The sequence below is a fragment of the Halomicrococcus pelagicus genome (assembly GCF_050954125.1).
Map to the genome: position 1 here is coordinate 89974 of NZ_JBPBWC010000012.1, position 24446 is coordinate 114419.

Sequence of the window (24446 nt, forward strand, 5' to 3'; positions counted from 1 at the left end):
TGGACGAAATTGAAGCTTACTCACGAAGAAGCTAGGAAATCGGCATCGCACTGGGCGAGCATCGTGGAAATTTTTGCCGCGTTCGGGTCGACCGTCTATATTCGGCTACATACCGAAGTGGATTCCACGCCCTGTCCAGTTGTAACATGGGTTCCGGTAACAACATCTCCGACACGGACCTGAGCGGACCGGTGGTCGACAGGCGGACGACGATGAAGCTACTCGGAGCCGCCGGCATGACGAGTCTCGCCGGTTGCACGGGCGGCGGTGGCGGCGACTCGGGCGGTGACGGCGGCGGCACGACGGACGTTCCCTCGTCGAGCCAGCGCGGTGGCCGCCTGAAAGCGGCCTGGTTCACCGGCAGCATCGACGTGCTCGACCCGCCGTACATCAGCGTGGGCCAGTACTTCCAGATAGCGGCGAACGTCTTCAACGGGCTCGTGACGCTGAAGAAGGACCTGACCGTCCGGGGCGACCTCGCCAAGGACTGGCAGGTCTCCGACGACGGCAGGAAGTTCACCTTCGACCTGCGCAAGGGCGTGAAGTTCCACAACGGGACGACGTTCACCGCTGACGACGTGAAGTACACCATCGAGCGCACCATCTCCGAGGGCGCTCCCGCCGCCGCGAAGCTGTCGACGCTGAAGCCCGTCGGCGACGGCGGCGTCGTCGTCAAGGACGACCACACCGTCGAACTGAACTTCAAGCAGCCGATGGCGCCCGCGCTCATCTACCTGACCCGCGGCCCGGGACGCGCCGCGACCATCGTGAACAAGAAGGCCATCGAGGAGAAGGGCAAAGACAGCTACAAGATCAAGCCCGTCGGCACCGGGCCGTTCGAGGTGACGAAGCACCAGGTCGGTTCCGGCCTCAAACTCGACGCGTTCGACGACTACTTCGGGACCGACTCGGAGGGGAACTCGCTGCCGTACCTGGACGGCATCGACGTCAAGCCGATCCCCGAGCCCGCGACGCTGGTCAACGCGCTCCGGAGCGGCGACGTCGACTTCGCCAACCTCGTCCCGCTCCAGAACGTCGACAAGGTCGAGAAGGCCAACGGCGTCGAAAAGCTGTCCGCGCCGGGCATCAACTGGTACGGGTTCGCGATGAACGAGCGCCGCGAACCGTTCGGGTCCCGGAAGGCCCGCCGCGGCATCGCGAAGGTCATCGACAACGAGGCGTTCGTCGAGACGGCGTACTTCGGCAACGCCCTGCCCGACACGGGTCCCATCAACAAGGGTACGAACTGGGTCTGGCGCGACGACAAGCCGGGCGTCCAGGACTACGACCCCGAGAAGGGTAAGCAGCTCCTGAAGGAGTCGGGCGCGAAGGGCGCTTCCTTCAGCATCCTGACGACCAAGAGCAGCCTCCGCGGCGCGAAGGCGATGCGCCAGCAGTTGAACAAGGTTGGCTTCGATGTGAGCGTCGAGCAGGTCACCAGCTCCACCTACTGGGAGCGCTACGAGAAGGGCAACTACGACACCACCATCAGCGGCAGCGTCGGCGACCCGGACCCCGACCAGTCGCTGTACAACTTCTACCGCAAACCCGACGATGGCGGCGTCTGGAACTGGGTCAACTTCGTCGACGACGAGGCCCACCGGCTGCTGGCGAAACAGCGCCAGACGCTCGACCGGCAGGAGCGCAAGAAGGTGCTCCAGGAACTGGAGGACCACCTGATAAAGGAAGTGCCCCACGCCTACCTGATGCACCAGGACGACATTGCGGCGAAGCGCTCGAGCGTGAAGGGGTTCACCCACATCCCCTTCATGCGCAACTTCCACACGACGTGGGTCGAGAAATAGATGCGCCGGTACGTCGCGAAACGGGTCGCACACGCCACCTTCGTCATGTGGCTCGTCGCGACCACGGTCTTCTTCGGACTCCGCCTCATCCCCGGCGGTCCGGTCCGGACCATGCTCGGCCAGGAGGCGACCCCGCAGGCGGTCGCCGCCATGCGCGCCGAACTCGGCCTGGACGAGCCGCTGTACGTCCAGTACGTCGACTGGCTGGTCGACATGGCGACGCTCCGGTTCGGCCAGAGCCTCAGCACGAGCCAGCCGGTCGCCGAACTCGTCGGACAGGCCGCACCGCGGACGCTCTCCATCGCCCTGCTGGCCATCGTCGTCGGGCTCGGCGTCGCCATCCCGACCGGCATCGTGAGCGCGACCCGGAAGGGCGAGCCGCTGGACTACCTGGCGACCGTCACGGCGTTCCTCGGCGTCTCGATGCCGGCGTTCTTCGTCGGCATCCTGCTCGCGCTCGTGTTCGGCGTCTGGCTGGGCTTGCTGCCCGTCTTCGGCTACGTCCCGCCGAGCGAGGGAATCGTCCCGTGGCTGAAGAGCATCCTCCTGCCCGGCATCGCGGTCGGCCTGCCGTACGCCGCGGTCGTGATGCGGATGATGCGGTCGTCGCTACTGGAGGTGCTGAACGAACCGTACATGCGGACCGCCCGCGCGAAGGGCGTCAGCGACCGGGTCGTGCTCTACAAGCACGCGCTCCAGAACGCGCTCATCCCCGTCGTCACGGTCGCGGGCATCCAGCTCGCGCTCGTGCTCGTCGGGAGCGTCACGGTCGAGCTCGTCTTCGGCATCCAGGGTCTCGGTCGGCTGCTCGTCGACTCGATGCTCGACCGCAACTACCCCGTGACCCAGGCGGTCATCCTCATCGTGGCCGCCGTGATGGTGTTCACGAACCTCGCGGTCGACCTCGTCTACACCGTCATCGACCCACGCATCGGCTACGGAGGTAACCAATGACCGAGAACACCGAACCGGGCGTCGGGCCGAACACGCCCGCCGAACCCGGACCGTCCGACGTACCGCCGGAGTACCGCGACGACGAGGAGGAGTTCGAGGAGCACAAGACGACCCGCCAGCGCCTCGTCGAGGGGCTGCTGGCAGACAAGATGGCGCTGTTCGGTGCCGTGGTCGTCGTCCTGTTCGTGCTCGTCGCCGCGTTCGCACCGCTCGTCGCCCCCCACGACCCCGAGGCGACGTACGGGTTCATGAAGGAGCCCAACGGCCACTCGGTCGGCGACTACGACGACGACGGTGCGACCGAGCGCGTCTGGCACCCGCTGGGGACCGACTCGTTCGGGCACGACGTCCTCTCGCGCATCGTCTTCGGCGCGCGGGTCTCGCTGCTGGTCGCGCTGGCGACCGTCGCGGTGGCGTTCACCGTCGGCACGACCATCGGCCTGCTCGCCGGCTTCTACGGCGGCTGGATAGACAGCGTGCTGATGCGCTACGTCGACTTCCAGTGGGCGTTCCCCGAACTCATCCTCGGGGTCGGCATCATCGCCATCTCCGGCGGTCTGGGGGTGACGAACGTCGTCATCGCCATCGGCATCGCGTACATCGACGACTTCGCTCGCCTCGTCCGCGGCGAGGTGCTGTCGCTGCGCGAGGAGGAGTACGTCACCGCGGCGCGCGCCATCGGCATGACCGACCGGCGCATCATGACGCGCGAGATACTGCCGAACGCGGTCGCGCCGCTCATCGTCCAGGCGACGCTGATGATACCGCTCGCCATCCTCGCGGAGGCCGGCCTGTCGTTCCTCGGTCTCGGTGTCAAGCCGACGACGCCGACCTGGGGCCTGCTGCTGTCCGACGGCAGGCAGTTCATCGGCCAGGCGTGGTGGATCAGCGTGATGCCCGGCTTCGCCATCATGCTGACCGTGCTGGCGTTCAACACGCTCGGCGACGGCCTGCGCGACATCTTCGACGTGAGCGAGGGGGAGGTCGAGAGCCGATGAGCCTGCTCGAAGTCGACGACCTGCAGACGCGGTTCCCAACGCCCCGCGGCACGGTCGACGCCGTCGACGGGGTGGACCTGACCATCGAGTCCGGCGAGATAGTCGGGCTGGTCGGCGAGTCCGGCTCCGGCAAGAGCGTCCTCGCCGACAGCGTCGCCGGCATCGTCGAGGAGCCCGGCGAAATCGCGGGCGGCGATATCCGCCTGCACGGCGAGTCGCTGCTCGACATACCGGAGGCAGAGCGACGCGAGGTGCGCGGCGGCACCGTCTCGATGGTGTTCCAGGACCCCATGAACAGCCTCAACCCGACCCTCCGGGTGGGCGAGCAGATAGCCGAGATGGTGCGGCTCCACCAGCCCGTCGGCGAGTCGACGTCACTCCCGGCGGAGGTCAAGCGCAAGATACTGGGCGCGACGAAGGACAGCGAGGCGTGGCGACGCGCCATCGAGATGCTGGAGAGCGTCGAGATTCCGGAGCCGGAGAGCCGGGCGACCGACTACCCTCACGAGTTCTCCGGCGGCATGCGCCAGCGAGCCATGATAGCGATGGCGCTGGCCGCCGAACCGGACCTGCTCATCGCGGACGAACCGACGACGGCGCTCGACGTGACCATCCAGGCCCAGATACTCGACGAGTTGCGCGCGCTGAAGGACGCCTTCGACACGTCCATCCTGCTCATCACGCACGACCTCTCGGTCGTCGCGGAGGTCTGCGACCGGGTCAACGTGATGTACGCGGGCGAAATCGTCGAGCGCGCCGCGGCCCGCGAACTGTTCGAGAACCCCCAGCATCCCTACACGCAGGGGCTCATCGCCAGCACGCCGCGCCTCGACGCGCCCGCCGAGGACCTCCGGCCCATCGAGGGGAACGTGCCGGACCTCATCGACATCCCGTACGCGTGCCACTTCGCGCCGCGCTGTCCGGAGGCGAAGCGGGAGTGCTACGAGATACACCCCGACTTCCGACCGGTCGGGTCCGCACTGGCGGAGGCGGACGAGACGGAGGAAGACGAGGAACGGAGCGACCACGAGGCGGCCTGCCTTCGCCGCGGGCCGCCGGAGGAGCGACTATGAGCATGCAGAAAACGCGAACCGACGCCGACGCGGCAGCGGACCCCCTGCTCGCGGTCGATGGGCTGAAGAAGCACTTCGACCAGTCGAACGGCATCCTCGACCGACTGGCCGGCGACGACGCGACCGTGAAGGCGGTCGACGGGGTCGACCTGACCGTCCGGGAGGGCGAGACGCTCGCCGTCGTCGGCGAGTCCGGGTGCGGCAAGTCGACCCTCGGACGGACGATACTCAACCTCGAAGACGCGACGGCGGGGTCGGTCCGCTACCGTGGCGAGGAACTCGCGGACAAGTCCGACGGGGAGATGCGGCCGTACCGGCGCGACCTCCAGATGATATTCCAGGACCCGCTGGCGGCGCTGAACCCGCGCCAGACGGTCGGCGAGATTCTGACCGCGCCGATGGAGGTCCACGACATCGGCGCGGACGACGACGACCGCCTGGAGCGCGCGAAGGACCTGCTCGAGCGCGTCGGGCTGAAGCCCGGCCACGTCGACCGCTACCCCAATCAGTTCTCGGGCGGCCAGCAGCAGCGGGTCGGCATCGCCCGGGCGCTGTCACTCGAACCCGAACTCATCATCGCCGACGAACCGGTGTCGGCGCTGGACGTCTCCGTACAGGCCCAGATTCTGAACCTGCTCGACGAGTTGCAGGACGACCTCGGGCTGTCGCTCGTGTTCATCGCGCACAACCTGAGCGTCGTGCGCCACGTCGCCGACCGCGTCGCCGTGATGTACCTCGGCGAGATCGTCGAGACCGCGCCGGTCGACGAACTGTTCGAGAACCCCCGGCATCCCTACACGCGGTCGCTGCTGTCGGCGGTGCCGCGCATCGACCCCGACGACCGCGACGAGCGCATCATCCTGGAGGGGACGGTCCCGTCGCCGATGGACCCGCCGTCCGGCTGTCGGTTCCACACCCGGTGTCCGGTCGTCATCCCGCCGGACGACTGGACCGGGACGGAGGAGGAGTTCCGCGACGCATTCGCGTTCCGGAACCACGTGCTCTCGGCGGAACTCGACCGCGAGGCCGCGAAGGACCGCCTGCGAGCGGAGGGACGGGGCACCGACGAGGGAAGCGTCGCCGCCTACCTCGTCGAGCAACTGCTGCCCCGCGACCCGGGGGACCTGCCGACGGAGGCCGCCGACGCCGTCCGCGCGGCGGCCGACGAACTCGCCGCGGGCAACCGCGAGAGCGCGGAGACCGTCGTCTCCGAAGCGTTCCCATCGCCCTGCGAGCGCGAGACGCCGGAGAGCGTGGCGGCCGCACCGGACCACGTCGCGGCGTGCCACCGCGTCGGCGACTAGCGGGAACGGGGCCGGGAGTCCGTCGGCGAGCGCGGCGCTGACAGCGTCGGCCGGTGACGGGCCGGCAGAATGGTAACACTATTTATACAATCGAGGAGAGGAGTCGACGTATGACTCTGGGACGGTACAGCGAGTGGCCCCGGCGGCTGTTCTTCGTCGTCGCCCTGCTGGCGTCGCCGCTGATGGCGGTCGTCCTCGTCGCCGGAGCGCTGATCGCCGACGCCGGCCCGGCGGGCTGGTTCCTGCTCGTCGTCGTCCCGCTCGGACTGCTCGGAACGGGGCTGTACCTGATGGCGGAGGAGGAACTCGACTGGTCCCCGCGGGGCAGCCGCCGGACCTGAGTGTCAGTCGAAGATGCGCTCTTTCGACTCCTCGCTGAAGCCGTCGCTCGCGGACTTCGCCTCCTCGTACACCCGCCGGAGCTCCGCTATCGGCTCGTCGTGGGCGTCGACCCGGAGGTCGTGGTAGGCCGTCGTGCGCGGGGCTTTCACCGCGACCGCTGCGGAGCTGTGTCCCCGGCTGTCGCCGCCGGCGGCCTTGCCCGCCGCGAGCGCGTCGACGAGGCGCGCGACCAGGTCGCCGTCCTCGCCGGGGTCGGCCGCCGCGAACGTCTCGACGAGCGCGTCCAGCGTGTCCTCGCCGACGAGCATGTTCCCGGCGACGGTGACGCCGCGCTCCTCGTGGACCCGGTGGCCGAACCAGTCGTCGCAGTTCTCGCCGGAGAAGGCGTAGGCGTTGCCGCGCGCGTCGACCCCGTGGACCTGCCGGAGGTCGGCGTGGTCGTCCTGCGCGAGCAGGCCCGTCAGGGCGTCGTCGACGGCGAGGTCGGGGAGGAGCGCGACGCCGCGGCGGCCCAGTCGCACGTTGACGAAGCTCTGCGTGCTGATGGCTCCGTCGTGGCTGACGCAGGGCGCGAGCGCGCCGACCGCCGGGGCGTCGGTGGCGACGCCGACGCCGAACGCGGTTCCCTCGTCGGTCTCTTCGCGGACGCAGATGGAGAACGTCATGCTCGACCCGACGGTGTGCTGGTCGATAACGTCCGGCCCGGAACTATACGGTGGGTGTTTTAGGTGGATGTCAGCGTAGGAATACGTATGCCCGAACCCGATCTCGACCGCTTCACGTCGCGTCGCTCTACCGTCTACGCCGACAACGGCGTCGTCGCCACCAGCCAGCCTCTCGCCGCCGAAGCCGGCGTCGAGATTCTGCGACAGGGCGGCAACGCCTTCGACGCCGCCGTCGCCACCGCCGCCGCGCTCAACGTCGTCGAACCGACGAGCACGGGGCTGGGCGGCGACGCCTTCGCGCTCTACCGGACCGCCGACGGAGACGTCGGCGCGATGCGTTCCTGCGGCGGCGCACCCGCCGAGGCGACGGTCGAGAACGTCCGCGCGTCCCTCCGGGACCGCGACGACGTGTCCGACTGGTATCCAGAGAACCGGGGCTACGCGGTCGACGACGGGGACGACGGCGACGACCTCGGGATGCCGTTTCTCGGACCCCACACCGTCACCGTCCCCGGGACCGCGCGAGGCTGGGAGGCGACCGTCGAGCGCCACGGCCGCCGGTCGCTCGGCGACGTGCTCCGGCCGGCCATCCGCTACGCGACCGAGGGCTACCCCGTCTCGGAGGTCATCGCCCACTACTGGCAGGGAGCGGAGGACCTCTTCACCGACGACAACGCCCGCGAAGCGTACCTGAAAGACGGTCGCGCGCCGGCCGTCGGCGAACGAGTGCGTCTCCCCCGCCTCGGCGAGAGCATGCGGAAGATAGCCGAGCGCGGCGCGGACGTGGTGTACGAGGGCGAGATAGCCGAAGCGATAGCCGAGGAGGTCCAGTCGAAGGGCGGCTTCCTCACCGTCTCCGACCTCGCCGCCTTCGAACCGGAGTTCCCCGACCCGGTCTCGACCCGGTACAACGGCGCGGAGATATACGAACTCCCGCCGAACAACCAGGGGCTCGTCGCCCTCGAAGCGCTCAACGTCGCCCAGGAGGTCGGAGCGGGCGAGCATCCGCTCGACTCACCCGAGCGCGTCCACTACTTCGCGGAGGCCACGAAGCGAGCGTTCCACGACGGCCACCGCTACATCACCGACCCCGAGTACGAGGAGATTCCGCCACTCGCCTCCCGGTCGTGGGCCGAGAAGCGGTCGGCGGACGTCGACGCGACCGCCAGCGACGTGAGCTTCGGCGTCCCCGACTCCCACGCGGAGGACGCCGACACCGTCCTGCTCTGCGTCGCCGACGACGAGGGCAACGTCGTCTCGTTCATCAACTCCCGGTTCGCCGGCTTCGGCTCCGGTCTCGTCGCCGGCGACACCGGCATCGCGCTCCAGAACCGCGGGTCGTCGTTCTCGCTGGACCCCGACCACCCCAACAGCCTCGAACCCGGCAAGCGTCCGTTCCACACCCTCATCCCCGGCGTCGTCGACTTCGCGCCCGACGAAGAGCGAGACGACTGGGCCGCCTTCGGCGTCATGGGCGGTTACATGCAGCCGCAGGGTCACGTCCAGGTCGTCAGCAACGTCGTCGACTACGACCTGCCGCTGCAGGCCGCGCTCGACCTGCCACGGTGGCGCTACCGCGAGGACGGCTCGCTGGCGGTCGAGGGGCGCACCGACGGCAACCTCACGACGAAACTCGCGCGGATGGGCCACGACGTGCGCGTGCTCGCACCGACGCTGTTCGGCGGTGCACAGATAGCAAGAAACGAAGACGGCGTCCTCTCCGGCGCGACCGAACCGCGGAAAGACGGGACCGTCGGCGGCTACTGACCACTCTCCGGACTCCGCGTCGTCCCGGGACGCGGTGGCAGGTTTCTCTCCGGATATCTCGGTAGTTACTCCTCGGAGTCCTCGTCCTCTTCTTCGTCGGACTCCTCGATCTCGATCTCCATGGGCTCCTCCTCGGGTGCGAGCGCTTTCAGGTCCTCGTCGAGGTCGACCGCCCCGCTTCGTCCCCGGCCGACGAGGTACCCCGCGACGAACGAGAGTCCGAGCAGCACGAGCGTTCGCAGTCCGGACTCGCCGCTCCCAGCACGGTCGACGCCTGTCGTGTCGTCAGACATGCCTGACAGTTTGGGAGTGAGTGACTTTTCCGTTGTGGTCGACCGCGGGAGTCCGCAAGCCTTTCACCCGCCGACACGAATCCTCGGACGTGAATCCGACGACGAGCGGCACGTTCCGGGTCCTCGACAGTCCCCGCGCCGACGGCGAGCGCCTGCTGCTGGACGTCGACACGCACGACCCGACGTACGTCGCGGTCGACGATGCGGAGGAGTCGTTGCTGCCCGGCTACCTGCTCGACGCGACGCTGGAGTGGGTCGAGGGCGAACCGGAGCTCTCGACGGTCTCGGTTCGCGAGTTCACCCTCTTCTCGTTCGCAGACGGCGTGACGAACCTCTTCGAGGCGGCGACGGAGACGTGCCGCGAGGCCCGCACGGAGGGCGTCGCCTCCGACGTGACCCGGAGTACGGACGGCGACGTCAACGGTGCGCTGTACGCCTTCGCCGAGCAGGGCGGCGAGCTCGACCTCTTCGAGGAGTTCCGGACCGGCGTGCGGCCGCTCGAACCGCTGCTCGAACGCGCCGCGGAGGGTGCCGACGGCCCGCAGGAGGTGTTCGTCCTGCGACCCGCGGACGCCCCCTGCGTTGTGGTCTACATCGTCCTCCAGAAGGAGTCGATGCTGGCCGACACCGTCCGGGACACATACGACTGTCCCCGGCCGGACGAGCCGTAGGACTACTCGGAATCGGTCGCGATAAAAAGTAAGTCCGGTCGTTCGCGGTCGGGTGGGAACTGCGTCGGCTCAGGCCGAGTCCGACGTTTCGGCGTCGACGGTGGGGTTCGAGTCCGCGTTCGCGGCGTCGCTCTCGGAGTTCTGCATCTCCGCCAGTTCGGTCTCGACTTCCTGTCGACCCTTCTTGAACTCGCCCATCGCCTCGCCCGTCGAACGAGCCAGCTTCGGAATCTTGTTCGCGCCGAACAGTAGGACGGCTATCAGCAGGATGACTGCCAGTTCCATCCCGCCCGGCACCGGCCCGAACAGGGGAATCATTTCGGCTACCATCTGTATAGAACACGCGGACGCAGTTATTTATAGGCTTTTTGTCTGTCAGTGTATTGTCCATTCGCTCGCCTCGGACGGGCGAGGACCCCGCCCGGCGGGACGGCGGCGGTTCCGGCGCGACTACGAAGACGCGGCGTCGCCCCGTCGCTCGACAAAGTCGACGACCGCCTCCGTCCTCTGGAACCCCTCCGCCATCCGGTCGACGAGGTCGCCGTCCTCGAACAGCAGCAGGGTCGGCACGCTCCGCACGTCGAACCGGTCGACGAGGTCGAGGTCGTCGCCCGGGTTCACCGTCACCACCGTCGCGTCTGTGGCGCGGGCGACGTTCCCGAGCACCGGTTCGATGGCCTGACAGAGCGCACACCCCTTCGTGTAGAACTCCGCGAGCACGAGGTCGTGCTCGGCGACGAGTCGGTCGAGTTCCTCGCCGTCGGTGGCCTCGACGGGGTGATCGGGGTCGTCTCCCTCGGACGCGTCTCTCGCCGACTCCTCGCGGAGCGTAGTGTCGTCGGTCACGGAGCAGGCTACGCACTCGTCGTTCTTGTGTCGTTCGCCGCCCCCGCCGCCCGCGGCCTCGGACGGTCGAGGGGACGTTCACGCGCCCTCCCCCGCAGTTCTCGGAACGCGGTCCGGTTCGGGTCGGGCGCCGACGGCCGGCAGTCGTCGGAATCGGGCGGTCGACCCGCCGACGTCGGCGAAATCCCGAACCAACGTCGCTCTGTCTGCGACCGGGATAGCGGCCAAACTGCCCGCCTTCGACAGTCGTTGGACCCTCCAGCGAAAAGGGACGGCACCAATGAGTTCACTGCGACGCGCGTGGCGCGGGTACCGCTCCGTACCCATCGTCTACCGCATCTCGGTCGGCTTTCTGCTCGGTGCGGTCGTCGGTCTCGCCGTCGGGCAACCGGCGACGCAACTGAAACCGCTCGGCGACCTCTTCCTCCGCCTGCTGGAGATGCTCGTCATCCCGCTGGTCGTCTTCACCCTGCTCGCGGGGATGGAACGCCTCTCGCCCTCGCGACTCGGTCGGGTCGGCGGCATCGTCGTCGGCCTCTACATGGCGACGACCGCCGTCGCCGGCGTCATCGGTCTCACGGTGGCGAACCTCCTGAACCCCGGCGTCGGGGTCGAGTTCACGGGCGGGAAAGCAGAATCCGCCGAGCCCCCGTCGCTGGCGAAGGTCGTCCTCGGCATCGTCCCGGAGAACCCCATCTCGGCGATGGCGAGCGGCGACCTCCTCGCGACCATCTTCTTCGTCGTCGTGTTCGGACTCGGACTGGCCGTCGTCCGGGACACGGCCGACGACGAGGCCGTCCGGGAGGGCGTCGAGACCATCTTCCGGGCGGTCGACGCCGCCACGGAGGCGCTGTTCGCCGTCGTCTGGGGCGTCATGGAGTACGGCGTCGTCGGCGTGTTCGCGCTCGTCGCGGCGTCGCTGGGCTCCCACGGCGTCGACGCGATCGTCTCGCTCGCGGCGCTGGTCGGAACCATCGCGGTCGCCATCGGCGTCCACATCGCCGTCACCTACCTCGGCGTCATCACCGCGGGGCTGCTCGGCCAGTCGCCCCTCGCCTTCCTCGACGGCGCGAAAGACGCCATGGTGACGGCGTTCAGCATCCGGTCGTCCAGCGGGACGCTCCCCGTCACCATCGCCGACGCCCGGGACAACCTCCGCATCGACGAGAGCGTCTACGGCTTCTCGCTGCCGCTCGGCGCGACCATCAACATGGACGGGGCCGCCATCCGGCAGGCCGTGACGGCGGTGTTCGCCGCGAACCTCGTCGGCGCGCCGCTGGGCATCACCGAGCAGGTGACCGTCCTCGCCACCGTGGTGCTCGTCAGCATCGGCACGGCCGGCGTCCCCGGCGCCGGACTGGTCATGCTCACCGTCATCCTCAACGCGGCCGGACTCCCGCTCGAGATAGTGGGGTTCGTCGCGGGCGTCGACCCCATCCTCGGCCGCATCGCGACGATGAACAACGTGACCGGCGACCTCGCGGTCTCGTCGCTGGCCGCGAAGTACAACGACGCCATCGACCTGACGGGCGGCGTCTGGGGCGACGGGGACGTGGCGGAGCGGTCCGGCGTCCTCGCTTCGAACGACTAGACCGGTCCTCAGGCGTGGGTCTCTATCTCCTCGCGCAGTCGCCGTTCGACCTCGTCGGCCGACTCGTCCGTGAACCGGAGTCGAGTCAGGCGCTCGTCGAGGTCGCTCATCTCGGAGAGCAGACCGCCCCGGCGGTCGACCTCCAGGCCGACCTCGAGGGAGTCCGCGGTAGGACGCGGGACGACCTCGAGTTCGTCGAGCCGACCCGAGAACGGACCGGAGCGGGGAACGAACTCTATCTCCTGGACGAAACTGCCCGAGAAGAGTCCGCCCGGCGCCGCCTCACACTCAGCCGTCCGAACGGTGAAGCCGAGCGATTCGAGCGCGTCGAACACCGTGGCGAGACGCGGGCCGGGGGCGACCTGGAGTGGGTCCTCGTCGTCCGGGTCGACCGCCCAGTCTATGTCGAGACCCGTCTCCAGCCAGACGTTCGTGCGACCGACCGTGACGGGTGTGTCGCGGGGCACGTCGATGGTCACCGCGAACGTCCGCCGTTCGCCGGCCTCGATGGTGAAGGGGTCGGCGACGCGGAACTTGTCGACGACGCCGGTTCGCGTGCTGTCGTCGGTCTCGTATCGGGTCAGGAGGGCGAAGTAGATGGCGTCGACCTCCTGGTCGGTCGACCCGCCCTCGACGTGGACCTCGGCGTCGACGGATTCGCCGGCGGTCAGCGTCGTCGTCGGGAGGACGGTGTCGACGGTCGCGGAGCCGATGCCAACGCGGGAGAGCACTTCCTTCATACGGTCGAGAGTGTGTCGCTTTCCGTCATAAACGTTTGCAGCGTCTCGATCGGTCAGAACCCGACGCGTCGCCACCGAACGGGGTCCGCCGGAAGGTCCGAGGCGGGGTCGCGAGCGACACGGTTTTGTCGGCGGCGGGAGGGAGTTCGGTCGATGGTCGACGCCGACGACGGAACCGACGGGTCCGCGCCGACGACCGTCGCCCGGGAGCACGTCCTCTCGGACGGCCGCGAGACCGTCGCCGCCGTCCTCCGCTGTGCGGACGAGGTGACGGCGGCGTGGGAGGGCGACGCCGCGACGGACCGGGCGGCCGTGGTCGACCCGCTCTCCCGGCGACTGACCGACGCGGGGCTGCTGGCTCGCTGTTCCGACCTGCTCTCCGAGGCTGTCGCGGTGACCGGACTGTCTCTCGCCGCGTCGCCGGTTCCCGCGCCGCCGTACGTGGTGGTGACGAGTCGCGGCCCCGTCCTGCGGGGGACGACCGACGCCGGTCGGCTCGTGGTCGAGATTCGGGCGTTCGCGGTCGAGCGCGACGAGGAGGTAAGATACGTCCGCGGACCGGACGACCCGGAGACGGCGGTCTCGGTCGCCGTCAGGTAGGCTCCGGCGGTTCGACGCGCGCCGTGCCCGCCGCCCCGCCGGCTATCGCGCCCTCCAGCGCCAGCGCGACCCCGCCGAGGGCGGCGACGAGGGCCGCGAGGGTCCGTCCGTAGCGGTCGACCAACCAGGGCGGGAAGTCGATCCTGGAGATAGCGAAGTTCAGTCCCCAGTACGCGCCGACCTCGGACCCGGGGTGGGTCATCGTGTAGTAGAGCACGGTCGCGAAGACGACGCCCCCGAAGGTACCCGCCACCAGTCCGTGGCGGAGGCCCGTCTTCCACGTTCCACCGGCGAGTCGTCCGGCGACGTAACCCCCGGCGATGCCGACGGTCAGGAGCGCCAGCCCGGCGGTCACTCGAACGTCGAGCGGGAGCGGCACCGTGGCCCCGAGCGCGATAGCGAACAGTTCGACGAGCGCCCCTGCAACGACTGCGGTCCAGCGCACGTTCGACGGTCGGCGTCCGCCCCCAAAGTACCTTCCGCCTCGCGTGACGACCGGCGCTGGACGGGGCGCGCCCGTCGGCAGGGTCGCGGTGACCGCTTCGTCGTTCCCGTTCTGTTACACGTCGGCCGCGACGGGGGCAGAAATCCCGTCTCGGACGCGCGAGCGTCCAATCGCCTGTTGTCTCGCGGTACGATAGACGCACCCGGCTAACGTAACCGAAGCGAATATAAGTTTCATCCATCGCGTCACGATTCCAGAATACGTTTTGCAGCGTTCACGTTCGAACTGACCAGCCGGTGACGTGTTTCGGTCCGCCCAGAATACCTAATGAAAACGGCGCCGACCAACTAACAGGGGGTTGGTACTATGGCAGAAATAGCAGTCATTCATATGGATATGATGGCGAAGGGAGGTGGCGAAGCGGTCGCCATGAACGTTCTCGAGGCACTGGAGGACGACCACGAGGTGACGCTGATAACGCTGACAGAGCCCGACATCGAGGAACTCAACGACTACTTCAACACCGACGTCAGCGCGGTGTCGGTCCGGCAGGCCGGCTTTCTCGCACCCTGGCTGCACGAGACGTACGGTCTCCAGTACTACGTGCTCCAGAACGCGCTTCTCAGCCAGTACGCGCGTCGACACGCCGACGAGTTCGACCTGCTCGTCAGCACTATCAACGAACTCGGCCTCGAGACCAACTCGATACAGTACGTCCACTTCCCATTCGACTGGACGGTCAGTCTCGACAACCGCGAGGAGATATTCCACCCGACCGTCGAGGACGACTCGGTGTACGAGCGCCTCTGTACCGCCATCGCGGGCGTCGACCGCGAGGACATCCAGGCGAACACGCTGATGGCCAACTCGCGGTGGACGGCGTCCGTCGTCGAGGACGCCTACGGCTCCCGACCCCTAGTCGTCCACCCGCCGGTCGACACCGAGGAGTTCGACCCCGACCCGTGGGACCGGAGAGAGGACGGGTTCGTCACGCTCGGCCGCATCGAGCGCAGCAAGCGCGTCGTCGAGATGATAGAGATAGTCGACGGGGTCCGCGAGCGCGGCCACGACACGCATCTCCACGTCATCGGCCCGACCGTCGACGAGGAGTATCGCCGCGAGGTCGAAGCGCTGGCGAGCGACCGCGAGTACGTCTATCTCGAGGGCGAACTCCCGCGCGAGGAACTGGTCGACCGCGTCTGCTCGCACCGCTACGGCCTCCACGCCAAGGAGTTCGAACACTTCGGCATGGCCGTCGCCGAACTCGCCGCCGGTGGGGCCATCCCGTTCGTCCCGAACGACGGCGGCCAGCACGCCATCGTCGACGACCGCGAGGAACTGCTGTACGAGTCGCCCGCGGACGCGGTCGAGAAGATGGACCGCGTGCTCTCGAATCCCGACCTCCAGCGCGACCTCCGGAAACGTCCCGAAGAGATACGGCGACGGTTCGGCCGCGAACGCTTCCGCGAGGAGTTCCGCGCCGCCGTCGACGAGTCGCTCGGTCGGTCCACGGACGCGACGGCCGAGACGTCGCCCGACCTCTCGGAGGTCCCGGGGCGGGCCGACTGACGTTCGACCCTACTCCCGCAGTTCGGGCGTCCAGACGGCCGGCGAGAGTCCGACGCTCCCGGTCCGATAGCGCGCCCAGGCGACGATAGCCGCCAGACCGACGACCAGGGCCGCGACGCCCACGAGTCCCGCTTCTGGACCGAACCCGCCCCCCGTCCAGCGGTCCGGACCCCGCTCCGCGACCGCGACGAGCGCGACGCCACGGCTGGTACCGCTCACCGGGAAGCCGAAGACCGGCCCCTGGACGAAGTTCCACGAGAGGTGGAAGCCGACAGAGACGCCCAGTTCGCCGGTCAGCACGTACCCCGCCGCGAGCACGACGCCGGCGAGCGCGACGTTCGCGGTGCTGACGGCGGTCGCGTTCGGGTTGCCGACGTGCAACAGACCGAACACGGCCGAAGAGAGGAGGGTAGCGACCGCGACGGCCAGCGTCGCGCCGAGTCCCCGGAGTCCCTCGGCGAGGTTCGTCAGGAGATACCCCCGGAGGAGCAGTTCCTCGCCGACGGCGACGAGGACGTACAGCGCGAACGCGAGGACCAGTCCGCCGACCAGCGACGCGGTCGGTCCGCTCGCGCCGGCGGCGCTCGTCCGGAGCGTCCCCGTCACTGCGAGCCAGCCCGCCCCGAGTTCGACGAGGAAGATTCCGGTCATCAGGGCCGCGCCGAGCGCGACGCCGAAGGCGAAGTCGACGCACCACGCCCGGTCGAGGTGGAGGCCGAAGTCCGCGAACCGCCGGCGGTCGACCAGCCGTCCGGCGAGATACACCCCCACGACCGTCACGCCGGTCGTGAAGAGGACGCCCGCGAGCGAGAGGAGGAGCGAGTTCGCGGTGCCGGCGAAGAGCGAGGCCAAGGCTCCGGTGCGTGTCGTCGAGACCAGTGCCTGAAACAGCAGACCGAAGACGACGGCGATACCGACGAGCAGCACGGTGCCGGCGAGGAGTCGCCAGGGCATGCGAAGGCGGTCGCTGTCGGCGTTCCAGAACAGGGTGGTGAGCGCGCGCGGAAACACGGGCGCCGATAGGCCGCCCCGGAACAAAGGCGTCCCGGCGAGCAGACTTACGGGCGCGACGACCGTGGTGCCAGTATGCGCGAGGTCGAGATAACGTCTATCCATCAGATGACTCCGAGCGTGAAACAGTTCGAGGTCGTCGCCGACGAGCCGTTCGAGTACCGGCCCGGCCAGCACACACACCTTCACTTCGAACGGGACGAGGCGGGGTCCGCCGGCGATCATACGGGCGGCGATTCCGACGACCAATCCGGCGGCGAGGATTCTGACGACGGTTCCGACGGCGATTCCGACGACGATTCCGACGAGGTCGTCCGGCCGTACACTGCGACGTCGCTTCCCGGGACGGACACGATCACGCTCGCCATCAGGCGCTACGACGACGGAACGGCGTCGGTGTACATGCACGACCGCCAACCCGGCGACACCGTTCGCATCGAGGACCTGGACGGTAACCTCTACCTGCGCGACCTCGACGCAGACGTGACGCTCGTCTCCACCGGGACTGGCATCACGCCGATGATAGCGATGCTGAAGCAGTATCTGGAGGAGGGAAGCGGGGAGGTCTACTTCCTGTACGGCGAGAAGACCCAGGAGGACGTGATGTACCGGGAGACGCTCGACCAGTTCGAAGCCGACCACGAGAACCTGACCGTCGTCTACTCGCTCTCCGAGGAGGACTGGGACGGACCGACGGGCCACGTCCAGGAACACCTCGCCGACGTCGTTCCGGACGTGTCCGACACCGACTGCTACGTCTGTGGCGTCCCGGAGATGGTCGTCGAGACGAAAGACCGACTCGCCGAACTCGGCGTCCCGGACGACCGCGTCTACAGCGAGGGCTGGGAGGACGACGAGGTCGCCGACGAGTGATCGTGACGGCGCCGTCGGGCGTCGTCGGTCGGCCGAGCCGAGAGGCGACCGTGCCCGAACAGTGCCAATTTATTTAATATAAGCTTCTGAACCTGTGTGTAGGATGGAACATCCACCTATTCGGGTGCTCCACGTCGAGGACAACGAGTTCTTCGCGACGGTCGCCTCGGACGTCCTCGAAACCGAAGCTGACATGACCGTCTGCAGGGAGAGCAACGCGACCGACGCGCTCGCTCGACTCGACGACGAGCGCTTCGACTGCGTGGTCAGCGACTACGAGATGCCCGGCATGGACGGGCTCGAACTCCTCGACGTTCTCCGCGACGACTACTCCGAGATGCCGTTCGTGCTACTCACGGGCGTCGGGAGCGAAGACACGGCCAGCGAGGCCATCTCGGCGGGGGTCACCGACTATCTCCAGAAGGGCGAGGGCAAACGCCAGTTCGTGGTGCTGGCCAACCGCATCACGAACGCCGTCTCCCGTCGGCGAGCCGAGAAGTCCGCGAGCAGGGTCGCCGACGTCAACGACCTCGTCTGGGACGTCAGCCAGTCGCTGTTGCAGGCGTCCTCCAAGGAGGAGATAGAACGCGCCGTCTGCGAGCGGCTGGCCGACTCCGAGCTGTACCGGTTCACCTGGGTCGGGAAGGTAGACGACGACTGCAACGTCATTCCTCGGGTCTCCGCCGGCATCGAGGACAGCTATCTCGACGACGTCGACTGCGGGGAGTCGGCCCGGGAGGCGAAGCCACTCCGCCAGGCACTGGAGCGGCGCGAAGCCCAGGTCACACGGAACGTGGAGTCAGACCTCGCGGTCGCGCAGTTGCGCGAGACTGGTATCGAACGGGACTGCTACTCCAAGGCGGTCGTTCCGTTCGACTACGAGGACACGACGTACGGCGTCCTGAACGTCTACGCCGACGAGTTGCACGCGTTCGGCGACACCGAACGACGTATCCTCTCGAAGTTCGGCAACAGCGTCGCGTACGCGATGAACTCGATTCAGACGCGCCAGGAACTCGTCCGGCACGAACAGCGACTGCAGGTGTTCAACCGCATCCTCCGGCACAACCTGCGAAACGACCTGAACGTCGTACTGGGTCACGCCGACAACCTCGCCGAGACGATTCCTAGCGCCCGCGAGAGCGCCGACGTCATCAGGCGGAAGGCGTCGGAACTCATCGACGTCAGCGAGAAAGCCCGGGAGGTCGGGAAGACGCTCGACGGAGAGTGCCAAACCCGGAAAGCCGTCGAGTTGACGGCCGTCGTCGAGCGAATCCAGGAGAAACTACAAGACACGTATCCGGACGCGAACCTCTCGGCCGACGTGCCGAAGGAAGCGTGGGTGTACGGCGACAACACCCTCGACGCGGTCGTGAGCGAACTCGTCGAGAACGCCGTCGAACACAACGACAGTGACGTCCCGAACGTGTCCATCGCTGTCCGACAGCGGACCGCGGACGGCGACGACCAGGTCGAACTCACCGTCGCCGACGACGGACCCGGAATCCCGGAGGAAGAACGCACCGTTCTGCTGGAGGGACGGGAGACGGCACTCCACCACGGAAGCGGACTCGGTCTCTGGCTGGCGAACTGGGTCGTCGGGAAGTTCGGTGGCAACCTCGAATTCGGTCACAACCAGCCCCGCGGCAGCGTCGTGACGATCCGTCTCGAGCGGGCCGATGGACGGGCGACCGACCGAATTGAAACCGGAAGTGCGACTGACTGATACGAAGCGGCGGTCCAGAATCGGATACGCGTTACGGACGTTTATTTCACTCTACTATATACTGTTTTAACGATAGATATATATTGGAGAAGGGACGAAGTAGAGTAGGATGAGTACGGAACTACCGTCGTTCATCGACCGTTTCCGGCGACCGGAGTACACCGGCGAGAATCGATGTACGCCGTGCACCATCGTCAACGTGGCCATCGCCGTCGTCCTCGGTGCAGCGCTGACGCTCGTCGCTATCCCGTTCGGAATCGGGGTCTTCGCGTTGAGCCTCGCGGCCATCTACCTCCGTGGCTATCTCGTACCGGGAACTCCCACGCTCACGAAGCGTTACTTCCCCGACTGGTTCCTCGCCGCCTTCGACAAGCACGAGACGAGCGAGACCGTCCCCCGCGAGAGCGACGTCGAACCCGAGGAGGTCCTCTCGACGGCCGGCGTCATCCGCCCGTGCGAGGAGATAGACGACCTCTGTCTCGACGACCAGTTCCGCAACGCGTGGCACGACAGCATGGCGCGCGTCGAGGAGGAGGGTGCCGAGAAGAGCGACCTCGGTGCCATCCTGGACGTCGACGAGGACGACCTGAAGTTCGAGGAGCACGACCAGGCGTTTCTCGCCCGCCTCGAGGGCCGCCATCTCGGTCAGTGGGAGTCTCACGCCGCGCTCGTCGCAGACCTCGCCGCCGCTCGTGAGCTTCGAGATCGGTACCCCGACTGGGAGGCGCTGACGGTCGACGACCAGAGCCGCGTCCTGAGCGGCCTGCGCATCTTCCTCGAGGAGTGCCCCGAGTGCGGTGGGACGGTCGTGCCCGAACAGGAGACCGTCAAGTCCTGCTGTCGCTCGATGGACGTCGTTGCCGCGAACTGCCAGAACTGCGACGCGCGACTCCTCGAAGTCGAACAGGACCGGTAGCTCGATAGTCGTTCGCTGCCGAGAGCGTACGTCCCCTGAAGTCGTAGGTCTCCTGAAGCGTACATCCACAGAACGTAAGCTCTGGAACGTACGTATCCCGGCGGGCTTACTCCGTCGTTTCCGTTGTTTTACCGGCCTTCTGTCGTCCGAATCGACTCCGGGCATTCTGTCCGCGGATTCGAGGTTCACGACAAGGGGTAGCTGTCCCGTTCGTCCGGATCTGGTGGTTCTGTCCGGGACTGTGGTTTTCTCCGAACCTGGCCGGTTCGTCTGGTACTGGCTGTTTCGTCCGAGTCGGCCTCCTTCGTCTAGTTCTGCCGTGTCGACAGCGGGCGGATGGCCGTCCCCTCGAAAGACCCACGGGCGAAGACGACCGAGACGCGACACCGGCGTTTCCGCTGTTTCGGCCGGGTCTATCTAGCGGTAGCGGGGATAGCGGCCGACTCGGCGAACGCACCTCCATCGTTTCCGCTGTCTCCAGGCGGCAGAGCCCAACGTTTCCGCCGTCTCCCGGAAGTACGGCCCAACGTGGACGTCGTCTCGCGACGGTACGGCTCCACGTGCGTTGCACTCGGTGTCTCGGGGTCAGTGCCCCGGGTTCGATGCCTCGGGCCGCTTCGTGTCGCGTCGACGGTCGTACCAGTCCCTGCATCGCCGGACGAGAAGGGGGTGTCGGGAAAGTGTGAGACGTGAACTGAAGAACGAGAGAAGGGAGGAAAAGCGAGAGAGCAGGGCGACGGGAAGAACGAGAAAGAAGGAAGCGGGAGTCGGAGCGCGGAGAAGAGACAGAGACCCCGTTGTTTCCGCTGTTGGGACGACGTGAGGGTAACGAGATGGGATAGGGCACACCCACCCCGTCGTTTCCGCTGTCTTTAGTGGGTCGGTGGAGTGGTCAGGGGGAGAGCAGGGATAAGAGGGTAGTCGAGGACGGAAAGCTCGGGGACGCCATCGGTTGCGACGAACGCCGTGTCGATGAAAATAGAGCCCTGGCGGGCTTTAAAACGCAACTGACGAACTTAACTAAGTCAAGACAAAGTAATATTTTCCTAGTGCGGAGAAAGTTTTACCTACTATAGCATAAAACCACCGGTGTTACAGAGACCCCTCACCCCACCCCCTCTCAATCCTGTCTAAACAGCGGAAACGACGGGGTGGGTGTCCCCTATCCTTCCACGATGTTCTGACTGCTGTTCCGATTCTCATCAGCCACTGTTTGAAGCGTTCACAACCCGCAGTCCTGAACACTGGACAAAGAGAGAACGACGCGATGGGACGCTCGCGAGTTCCGACGCCATGCGACCCAGGGAAAAGTCGCCGTTCTCGGCGACGTCCGACATAGACATCGGAAACGACGCACCTACAGCTACTGGCGTATATTTAAATACTATCGGGACAGAAGAAACAGCGGACGCCACAGTTTTAAGTATCGTTCCGCGAAATGATTTTACAATGTCATCGTTCAGTTTCGACCGGGACAACTCCCTCTACAAGAACCGGGACGCACTCTTGGAGGAGTACACCCCGAACAACCTCGTCGGCCGGGACGACGAACTCGAGGAGTATCACGCCGCGCTCCAGCCGATCATCAACGGAGAGGCCCCGTCGAACATCTTTCTCTACGGGAAAAGCGGCGTTGGCAAGACGGCCGCAACCCGTTTCCTCCTGAACCAGCTTCAGGAGGACGCCGCGAAGTACGACGATATCTCCCTGTCGGTCATCGAGATCAACTGCGACGGCCTCAACTCCAGCTATCAGGTGGCGGTTCGACTCGTCAACACGCTACGCGACCCGGCCGACCAGATCAGTAACACGGGGTACCCCCAGGCGCAGGTCTACAGTTTCCTCTGGGACGAACTCGACAAGGTCGGCGGCACCATCATCGTCGTCCTGGACGAGGTCGACCACATCAACGACAACTCCATCCTCTATCAGATTCCCCGTGCGCGGAGCAACGGCTACCTCGAAGACGCCAAGATCGGCCTCATCGGCATCAGCAACGATCTCTCCTTTCGGGACTCGCTCTCCGCGAAAGTGCGTTCGTCGCTCTGTGAGAAGGAGGTCTCGTTTCCGCCGTACGACGCCAACGAACTCCAGAAGGTGCTCAGCCAGCGCGAACAGGTCGCGTTCCACGACGGCGCGCTCGCCGACGACGTCATCCCGCTCTGTGCGGCCTACGGCGCCCAGGACGCCGGCGACGCCCGGCAGGCGCTCGACCTGCTTCTCGAAGCGGGTGATCTGGCGCGCAAGGACGCCAAGCAGGTGACCGAGAAACAGGTGCAGGAGGCTCGTCGAAAGCTCGAACGCGACCGGATAATGGAGGGGGTCGCGGACCTGACTCAGCACGCGCGACTAATCCTGTACGCTCTTACCTCGCTCGAAGCGGAAGGTGCCACGCCCGCGCGCTCGCGAGACATCCGCCCCCGGTACGAACAGCTCTGCAACCACATCGGCACCGAGGCGTTGACGAGCCGTCGGATGCGCGACCATCTCGCCGATCTGGCGATGCTCGGCGTCATCTCCTCGACAGAGAAAAACGAGGGGATGTCCGGCGGGAAGTATCGTGAACACTCGCTCAAGCAGGACCTCCAGCTCGTCGTGAGTGCGCTGGAGGAGACCATCGAACTCGCCGGCGTTCACGAGAGCATCCGTCCCTACTACCAGACCGCGGCCGAGGAGAACGCGTAGCCCCGCTTTTCCTCGTACGTCGAACACCGCCGTTTCCGCTGTCATCGGTGCCGGCCGGTCGACCACGAATCGCACGCGGTGCAAGCCACGACCCCGCCGTTTCCGCTGTCAACTCCGTGGTTTCCGTTGTTTGCACCACCTACAGCGGTTTCAGTCACTCCACCGTTTCCGCTGTTTTCCGGAGTGAACCAATCGAATACATCTCACTTCGTCCGACGTTTCCCCACCGTTTCCGCTGTTATCGACGGTTGCGGAGGCCGGCCGCGGCTGAACCCCCTTCGACGTCGGACACCACCATTTCCGCTGTCTTCGCCACCCGTGTCGTGGGTACCGTCGCTCGACAGTGACGCCGACGCTACTCGACTGACGTCACTCGACCGGACACAGACAGCATCGACCGGACGCAAACGGCATCGACCGGACGCCGACGTCATTCGACAGCGACGCTGACGTCACTCGTCCTCGTCGGCCGTGGACGTTCTCCCAGTGTCACTTCCTCGCTTAGGGCGTCGCCGTCGCGTCGCAGGTCGACCGTCACTCGCTCTCCGGGGGAGGTCTCCGTGATGAGATACCGCGTCAGTTCCTCGTGCGAACGCACCTCCTGACCGTCGACGCCGACGATGACGTCGCCGCCGACCGGAATCTCTCGCCCCCGAACCGAACGCGTCCCGGTACAGTCGACGAGAGCGCCGCTGGCCGGGCCGAGACGAACGTCGACGACGAGAACCCCGCCAGCGTCTGGCAACCCGTTGGCTTCGGCGACGACCGGCGACACGTCCAGGGTCGCGACTTTCAGATACGAGTGCCGGTAGTACCCGTCGACGACGAGGTTCGGAACGACGCGCGAGACGATGGCCGCCGAGATGGCGAACCCGATGTTCTCGCCCTGCTTCGCGCGATTGACGCCGACGACCTCGCCCGTCGTCGTCACCAGCGGTCCGCCGCTGTTGCCGGGATTGATGGCGGCGTCGGTCTGGACCGTGTCGGGGATGGTGAACCCGATCCCGGTCACGACGGAGCGGTTCACGCCGCTTACGACGCCCGTCGTGATGGTCCCGTCAAGTCCCATCGGGTTGCCGAGCGCAGCCACTCGCTGGCCGGGTTCCGGACTCTCGGTTGCGACCGGCAGCGGGGTGGTGTACGCCGGCAGGTCAGCGACCGCGACGACCGCGAGGTCGGTGTACGCGTCCCGACCGACGACGCGACCGGCCCGCCAGTCTCCCTCGCTGAACCGGAGTTCGACCTCCTCGGCGTCGGCGACGACGTGAGCGTTCGTGACGACGAAGCCGTCGTGACCCTCGTCGTCGTCGGTGTCGAAGTCGTACACGAACCCCGACCCTGCGCCTGTTCGAACTCCCTCCGGGTCGCTTCCGGGCGTCACGTAGACCGACACGACCGACGGAATCGTCTCGCGGTAGAGGTGCTGGTACGTCCCGTATCTCTCTCGTTTCGAACTGTAGTCGTCTGGTCCCGTTCCGTTCCCCTCTCGTTCTCCCTTCTGTTCGTCCGATTTTCGTTCGCGTTCTGTCATCTGGTCTGGAACGACCGTGTGTTCGTCCGCCACGGCCGCCT

The 24446-nt window shown here is 66.9% G+C and carries 23 protein-coding genes; 15 read left to right on the forward strand and 8 right to left on the reverse strand.

Features of this window, described 5'->3' with window-relative positions:
* Positions 1-146: 146 nt before the first annotated feature.
* From ACRYA2_RS18530 to ACRYA2_RS18555, 6 genes are all read left to right on the forward strand, one after another.
* Positions 147-1805 carry an ABC transporter substrate-binding protein gene (locus tag ACRYA2_RS18530; protein ID WP_433631491.1) on the forward strand — a complete coding sequence of 553 codons (1659 nt, stop codon included), beginning with the start codon at positions 147-149 and terminating at the stop codon, positions 1803-1805.
* Positions 1806-2759, forward strand: a complete 954-nt coding sequence (locus ACRYA2_RS18535) for an ABC transporter permease (protein ID WP_433631494.1) — start codon at positions 1806-1808, stop codon at positions 2757-2759. It abuts the gene before it with no gap.
* Positions 2756-3757 carry an ABC transporter permease gene (locus ACRYA2_RS18540; protein ID WP_433631497.1) on the forward strand — a complete coding sequence of 334 codons (1002 nt, stop codon included), beginning with the start codon at positions 2756-2758 and terminating at the stop codon, positions 3755-3757. Before ACRYA2_RS18535 ends, ACRYA2_RS18540 begins: the two co-directional genes overlap by 4 nt.
* A complete protein-coding gene (locus ACRYA2_RS18545; RefSeq protein WP_433631499.1) occupies positions 3754-4830 on the forward strand; it encodes an ABC transporter ATP-binding protein in 1077 nt (358 codons plus the stop codon). The genes ACRYA2_RS18540 and ACRYA2_RS18545 overlap by 4 nt, the downstream gene beginning before the upstream one ends.
* Positions 4827-6134: an ABC transporter ATP-binding protein gene (locus tag ACRYA2_RS18550; RefSeq protein WP_433631502.1), complete on the forward strand. Its 1308-nt coding sequence runs from the start codon at positions 4827-4829 to the stop codon at positions 6132-6134. The genes ACRYA2_RS18545 and ACRYA2_RS18550 overlap by 4 nt, the downstream gene beginning before the upstream one ends.
* 110 nt (positions 6135-6244) lie before the next feature.
* Positions 6245-6475 carry a hypothetical protein gene (locus tag ACRYA2_RS18555; RefSeq protein ID WP_433631505.1) on the forward strand — a complete coding sequence of 77 codons (231 nt, stop codon included), beginning with the start codon at positions 6245-6247 and terminating at the stop codon, positions 6473-6475.
* Positions 6476-6478: 3 nt separating this feature from the next.
* Here the strand turns inward: ACRYA2_RS18555 and ACRYA2_RS18560 are convergent, their stop codons facing one another.
* Positions 6479-7141 carry a DUF1028 domain-containing protein gene (locus ACRYA2_RS18560; RefSeq protein ID WP_433631508.1) on the reverse strand — a complete coding sequence of 221 codons (663 nt, stop codon included), beginning with the start codon at positions 7139-7141 and terminating at the stop codon, positions 6479-6481.
* A gap of 87 nt (positions 7142-7228) precedes the next feature.
* On the opposite strand from ACRYA2_RS18560, the gene ACRYA2_RS18565 reads away from it, so the two are divergent.
* On the forward strand, positions 7229-8908 hold the full coding sequence (locus ACRYA2_RS18565; RefSeq protein ID WP_433631511.1) for a gamma-glutamyltransferase family protein: 1680 nt from the start codon (positions 7229-7231) through the stop codon (positions 8906-8908).
* A 65-nt stretch (positions 8909-8973) separates the two neighbouring features.
* Here the strand turns inward: ACRYA2_RS18565 and ACRYA2_RS18570 are convergent, their stop codons facing one another.
* The gene (locus ACRYA2_RS18570; protein ID WP_433631514.1) at positions 8974-9201 is read right to left on the reverse strand and encodes a hypothetical protein; all 228 of its coding nucleotides are present in this window, start codon (positions 9199-9201) and stop codon (positions 8974-8976) included.
* An 89-nt stretch (positions 9202-9290) separates the two neighbouring features.
* On the opposite strand from ACRYA2_RS18570, the gene ACRYA2_RS18575 reads away from it, so the two are divergent.
* Entirely contained in the window at positions 9291-9872 is a 582-nt protein-coding gene (locus ACRYA2_RS18575; RefSeq protein ID WP_433631517.1) for a DUF6663 family protein, read from the forward strand.
* Positions 9873-9941: 69 nt separating this feature from the next.
* Here ACRYA2_RS18575 and ACRYA2_RS18580 read toward each other — a convergent pair whose 3' ends face one another.
* Both ACRYA2_RS18580 and ACRYA2_RS18585 read right to left on the reverse strand, forming a co-directional pair.
* Entirely contained in the window at positions 9942-10202 is a 261-nt protein-coding gene (locus ACRYA2_RS18580) for a Sec-independent protein translocase subunit TatA/TatB (RefSeq protein WP_113276641.1), read from the reverse strand.
* A 120-nt stretch (positions 10203-10322) separates the two neighbouring features.
* Positions 10323-10718 (reverse strand): thioredoxin family protein, encoded by a 396-nt coding sequence (locus ACRYA2_RS18585; RefSeq protein ID WP_433631521.1) that lies wholly within the window; start codon positions 10716-10718, stop codon positions 10323-10325.
* A 280-nt stretch (positions 10719-10998) separates the two neighbouring features.
* Between ACRYA2_RS18585 and ACRYA2_RS18590 the strand changes: the two genes are divergently transcribed.
* The gene (locus tag ACRYA2_RS18590; protein ID WP_433631524.1) at positions 10999-12309 is read left to right on the forward strand and encodes a dicarboxylate/amino acid:cation symporter; all 1311 of its coding nucleotides are present in this window, start codon (positions 10999-11001) and stop codon (positions 12307-12309) included.
* A gap of 8 nt (positions 12310-12317) precedes the next feature.
* Here ACRYA2_RS18590 and ACRYA2_RS18595 read toward each other — a convergent pair whose 3' ends face one another.
* A complete protein-coding gene (locus ACRYA2_RS18595; protein WP_433631527.1) occupies positions 12318-13049 on the reverse strand; it encodes a sporulation protein in 732 nt (243 codons plus the stop codon).
* A 153-nt stretch (positions 13050-13202) separates the two neighbouring features.
* On the opposite strand from ACRYA2_RS18595, the gene ACRYA2_RS18600 reads away from it, so the two are divergent.
* Entirely contained in the window at positions 13203-13649 is a 447-nt protein-coding gene (locus ACRYA2_RS18600; protein ID WP_433631530.1) for a DUF7988 family protein, read from the forward strand.
* Here the strand turns inward: ACRYA2_RS18600 and ACRYA2_RS18605 are convergent.
* Positions 13642-14094, reverse strand: a complete 453-nt coding sequence (locus ACRYA2_RS18605; RefSeq protein ID WP_433631533.1) for a hypothetical protein — start codon at positions 14092-14094, stop codon at positions 13642-13644. The two genes, ACRYA2_RS18600 and ACRYA2_RS18605, sit on opposite strands and share 8 nt — an antisense overlap.
* A 366-nt stretch (positions 14095-14460) precedes the next feature.
* On the opposite strand from ACRYA2_RS18605, the gene ACRYA2_RS18610 reads away from it, so the two are divergent.
* On the forward strand, positions 14461-15663 hold the full coding sequence (locus ACRYA2_RS18610) for a glycosyltransferase family 4 protein (RefSeq protein WP_433631536.1): 1203 nt from the start codon (positions 14461-14463) through the stop codon (positions 15661-15663).
* Positions 15664-15672: 9 nt separating this feature from the next.
* Here the strand turns inward: ACRYA2_RS18610 and ACRYA2_RS18615 are convergent, their stop codons facing one another.
* Positions 15673-16779 carry a lysostaphin resistance A-like protein gene (locus ACRYA2_RS18615; RefSeq protein ID WP_433631539.1) on the reverse strand — a complete coding sequence of 369 codons (1107 nt, stop codon included), beginning with the start codon at positions 16777-16779 and terminating at the stop codon, positions 15673-15675.
* Between ACRYA2_RS18615 and ACRYA2_RS18620 the strand changes: the two genes are divergently transcribed.
* From ACRYA2_RS18620 to ACRYA2_RS18635, 4 genes are all read left to right on the forward strand, one after another.
* Positions 16750-17547 (forward strand): ferredoxin--NADP reductase, encoded by a 798-nt coding sequence (locus ACRYA2_RS18620; RefSeq protein WP_433631542.1) that lies wholly within the window; start codon positions 16750-16752, stop codon positions 17545-17547. The two genes, ACRYA2_RS18615 and ACRYA2_RS18620, sit on opposite strands and share 30 nt — an antisense overlap.
* 103 nt (positions 17548-17650) lie before the next feature.
* Positions 17651-19273, forward strand: coding sequence for a response regulator (locus tag ACRYA2_RS18625; protein WP_433631545.1), 1623 nt, complete (start codon positions 17651-17653; stop codon positions 19271-19273).
* A gap of 109 nt (positions 19274-19382) precedes the next feature.
* On the forward strand, positions 19383-20189 hold the full coding sequence (locus ACRYA2_RS18630; protein WP_433631548.1) for a DUF8054 domain-containing protein: 807 nt from the start codon (positions 19383-19385) through the stop codon (positions 20187-20189).
* A gap of 1449 nt (positions 20190-21638) precedes the next feature.
* Positions 21639-22874 carry an orc1/cdc6 family replication initiation protein gene (locus ACRYA2_RS18635; RefSeq protein ID WP_433631551.1) on the forward strand — a complete coding sequence of 412 codons (1236 nt, stop codon included), beginning with the start codon at positions 21639-21641 and terminating at the stop codon, positions 22872-22874.
* Positions 22875-23304: 430 nt separating this feature from the next.
* On the opposite strand, the gene ACRYA2_RS18640 is transcribed toward ACRYA2_RS18635, so the two are convergent.
* On the reverse strand, positions 23305-24438 hold the full coding sequence (locus tag ACRYA2_RS18640) for a S1C family serine protease (protein ID WP_433631554.1): 1134 nt from the start codon (positions 24436-24438) through the stop codon (positions 23305-23307).
* Positions 24439-24446 lie beyond the last annotated feature (8 nt).

Coding starts and splice junctions, on each gene's coding strand:
- ACRYA2_RS18530 (WP_433631491.1), top strand. CDS start 147: ATGGGTTCCGGTAACAACATCTCCGACACGGACCTGAGCGGACCGGTG.
- ACRYA2_RS18535 (WP_433631494.1), top strand. CDS start 1,806: ATGCGCCGGTACGTCGCGAAACGGGTCGCACACGCCACCTTCGTCATG.
- ACRYA2_RS18540 (WP_433631497.1), top strand. CDS start 2,756: ATGACCGAGAACACCGAACCGGGCGTCGGGCCGAACACGCCCGCCGAA.
- ACRYA2_RS18545 (WP_433631499.1), top strand. CDS start 3,754: ATGAGCCTGCTCGAAGTCGACGACCTGCAGACGCGGTTCCCAACGCCC.
- ACRYA2_RS18550 (WP_433631502.1), top strand. CDS start 4,827: ATGAGCATGCAGAAAACGCGAACCGACGCCGACGCGGCAGCGGACCCC.
- ACRYA2_RS18555 (WP_433631505.1), top strand. CDS start 6,245: ATGACTCTGGGACGGTACAGCGAGTGGCCCCGGCGGCTGTTCTTCGTC.
- ACRYA2_RS18560 (WP_433631508.1), bottom strand. CDS start 7,141: ATGACGTTCTCCATCTGCGTCCGCGAAGAGACCGACGAGGGAACCGCG.
- ACRYA2_RS18565 (WP_433631511.1), top strand. CDS start 7,229: ATGCCCGAACCCGATCTCGACCGCTTCACGTCGCGTCGCTCTACCGTC.
- ACRYA2_RS18570 (WP_433631514.1), bottom strand. CDS start 9,201: ATGTCTGACGACACGACAGGCGTCGACCGTGCTGGGAGCGGCGAGTCC.
- ACRYA2_RS18580 (WP_113276641.1), bottom strand. CDS start 10,202: ATGGTAGCCGAAATGATTCCCCTGTTCGGGCCGGTGCCGGGCGGGATG.
- ACRYA2_RS18590 (WP_433631524.1), top strand. CDS start 10,999: ATGAGTTCACTGCGACGCGCGTGGCGCGGGTACCGCTCCGTACCCATC.
- ACRYA2_RS18595 (WP_433631527.1), bottom strand. CDS start 13,049: ATGAAGGAAGTGCTCTCCCGCGTTGGCATCGGCTCCGCGACCGTCGAC.
- ACRYA2_RS18600 (WP_433631530.1), top strand. CDS start 13,203: ATGGTCGACGCCGACGACGGAACCGACGGGTCCGCGCCGACGACCGTC.
- ACRYA2_RS18610 (WP_433631536.1), top strand. CDS start 14,461: ATGGCAGAAATAGCAGTCATTCATATGGATATGATGGCGAAGGGAGGT.
- ACRYA2_RS18620 (WP_433631542.1), top strand. CDS start 16,750: ATGCGCGAGGTCGAGATAACGTCTATCCATCAGATGACTCCGAGCGTG.
- ACRYA2_RS18615 (WP_433631539.1), bottom strand. CDS start 16,779: ATGGATAGACGTTATCTCGACCTCGCGCATACTGGCACCACGGTCGTC.
- ACRYA2_RS18625 (WP_433631545.1), top strand. CDS start 17,651: ATGGAACATCCACCTATTCGGGTGCTCCACGTCGAGGACAACGAGTTC.
- ACRYA2_RS18630 (WP_433631548.1), top strand. CDS start 19,383: ATGAGTACGGAACTACCGTCGTTCATCGACCGTTTCCGGCGACCGGAG.
- ACRYA2_RS18635 (WP_433631551.1), top strand. CDS start 21,639: ATGTCATCGTTCAGTTTCGACCGGGACAACTCCCTCTACAAGAACCGG.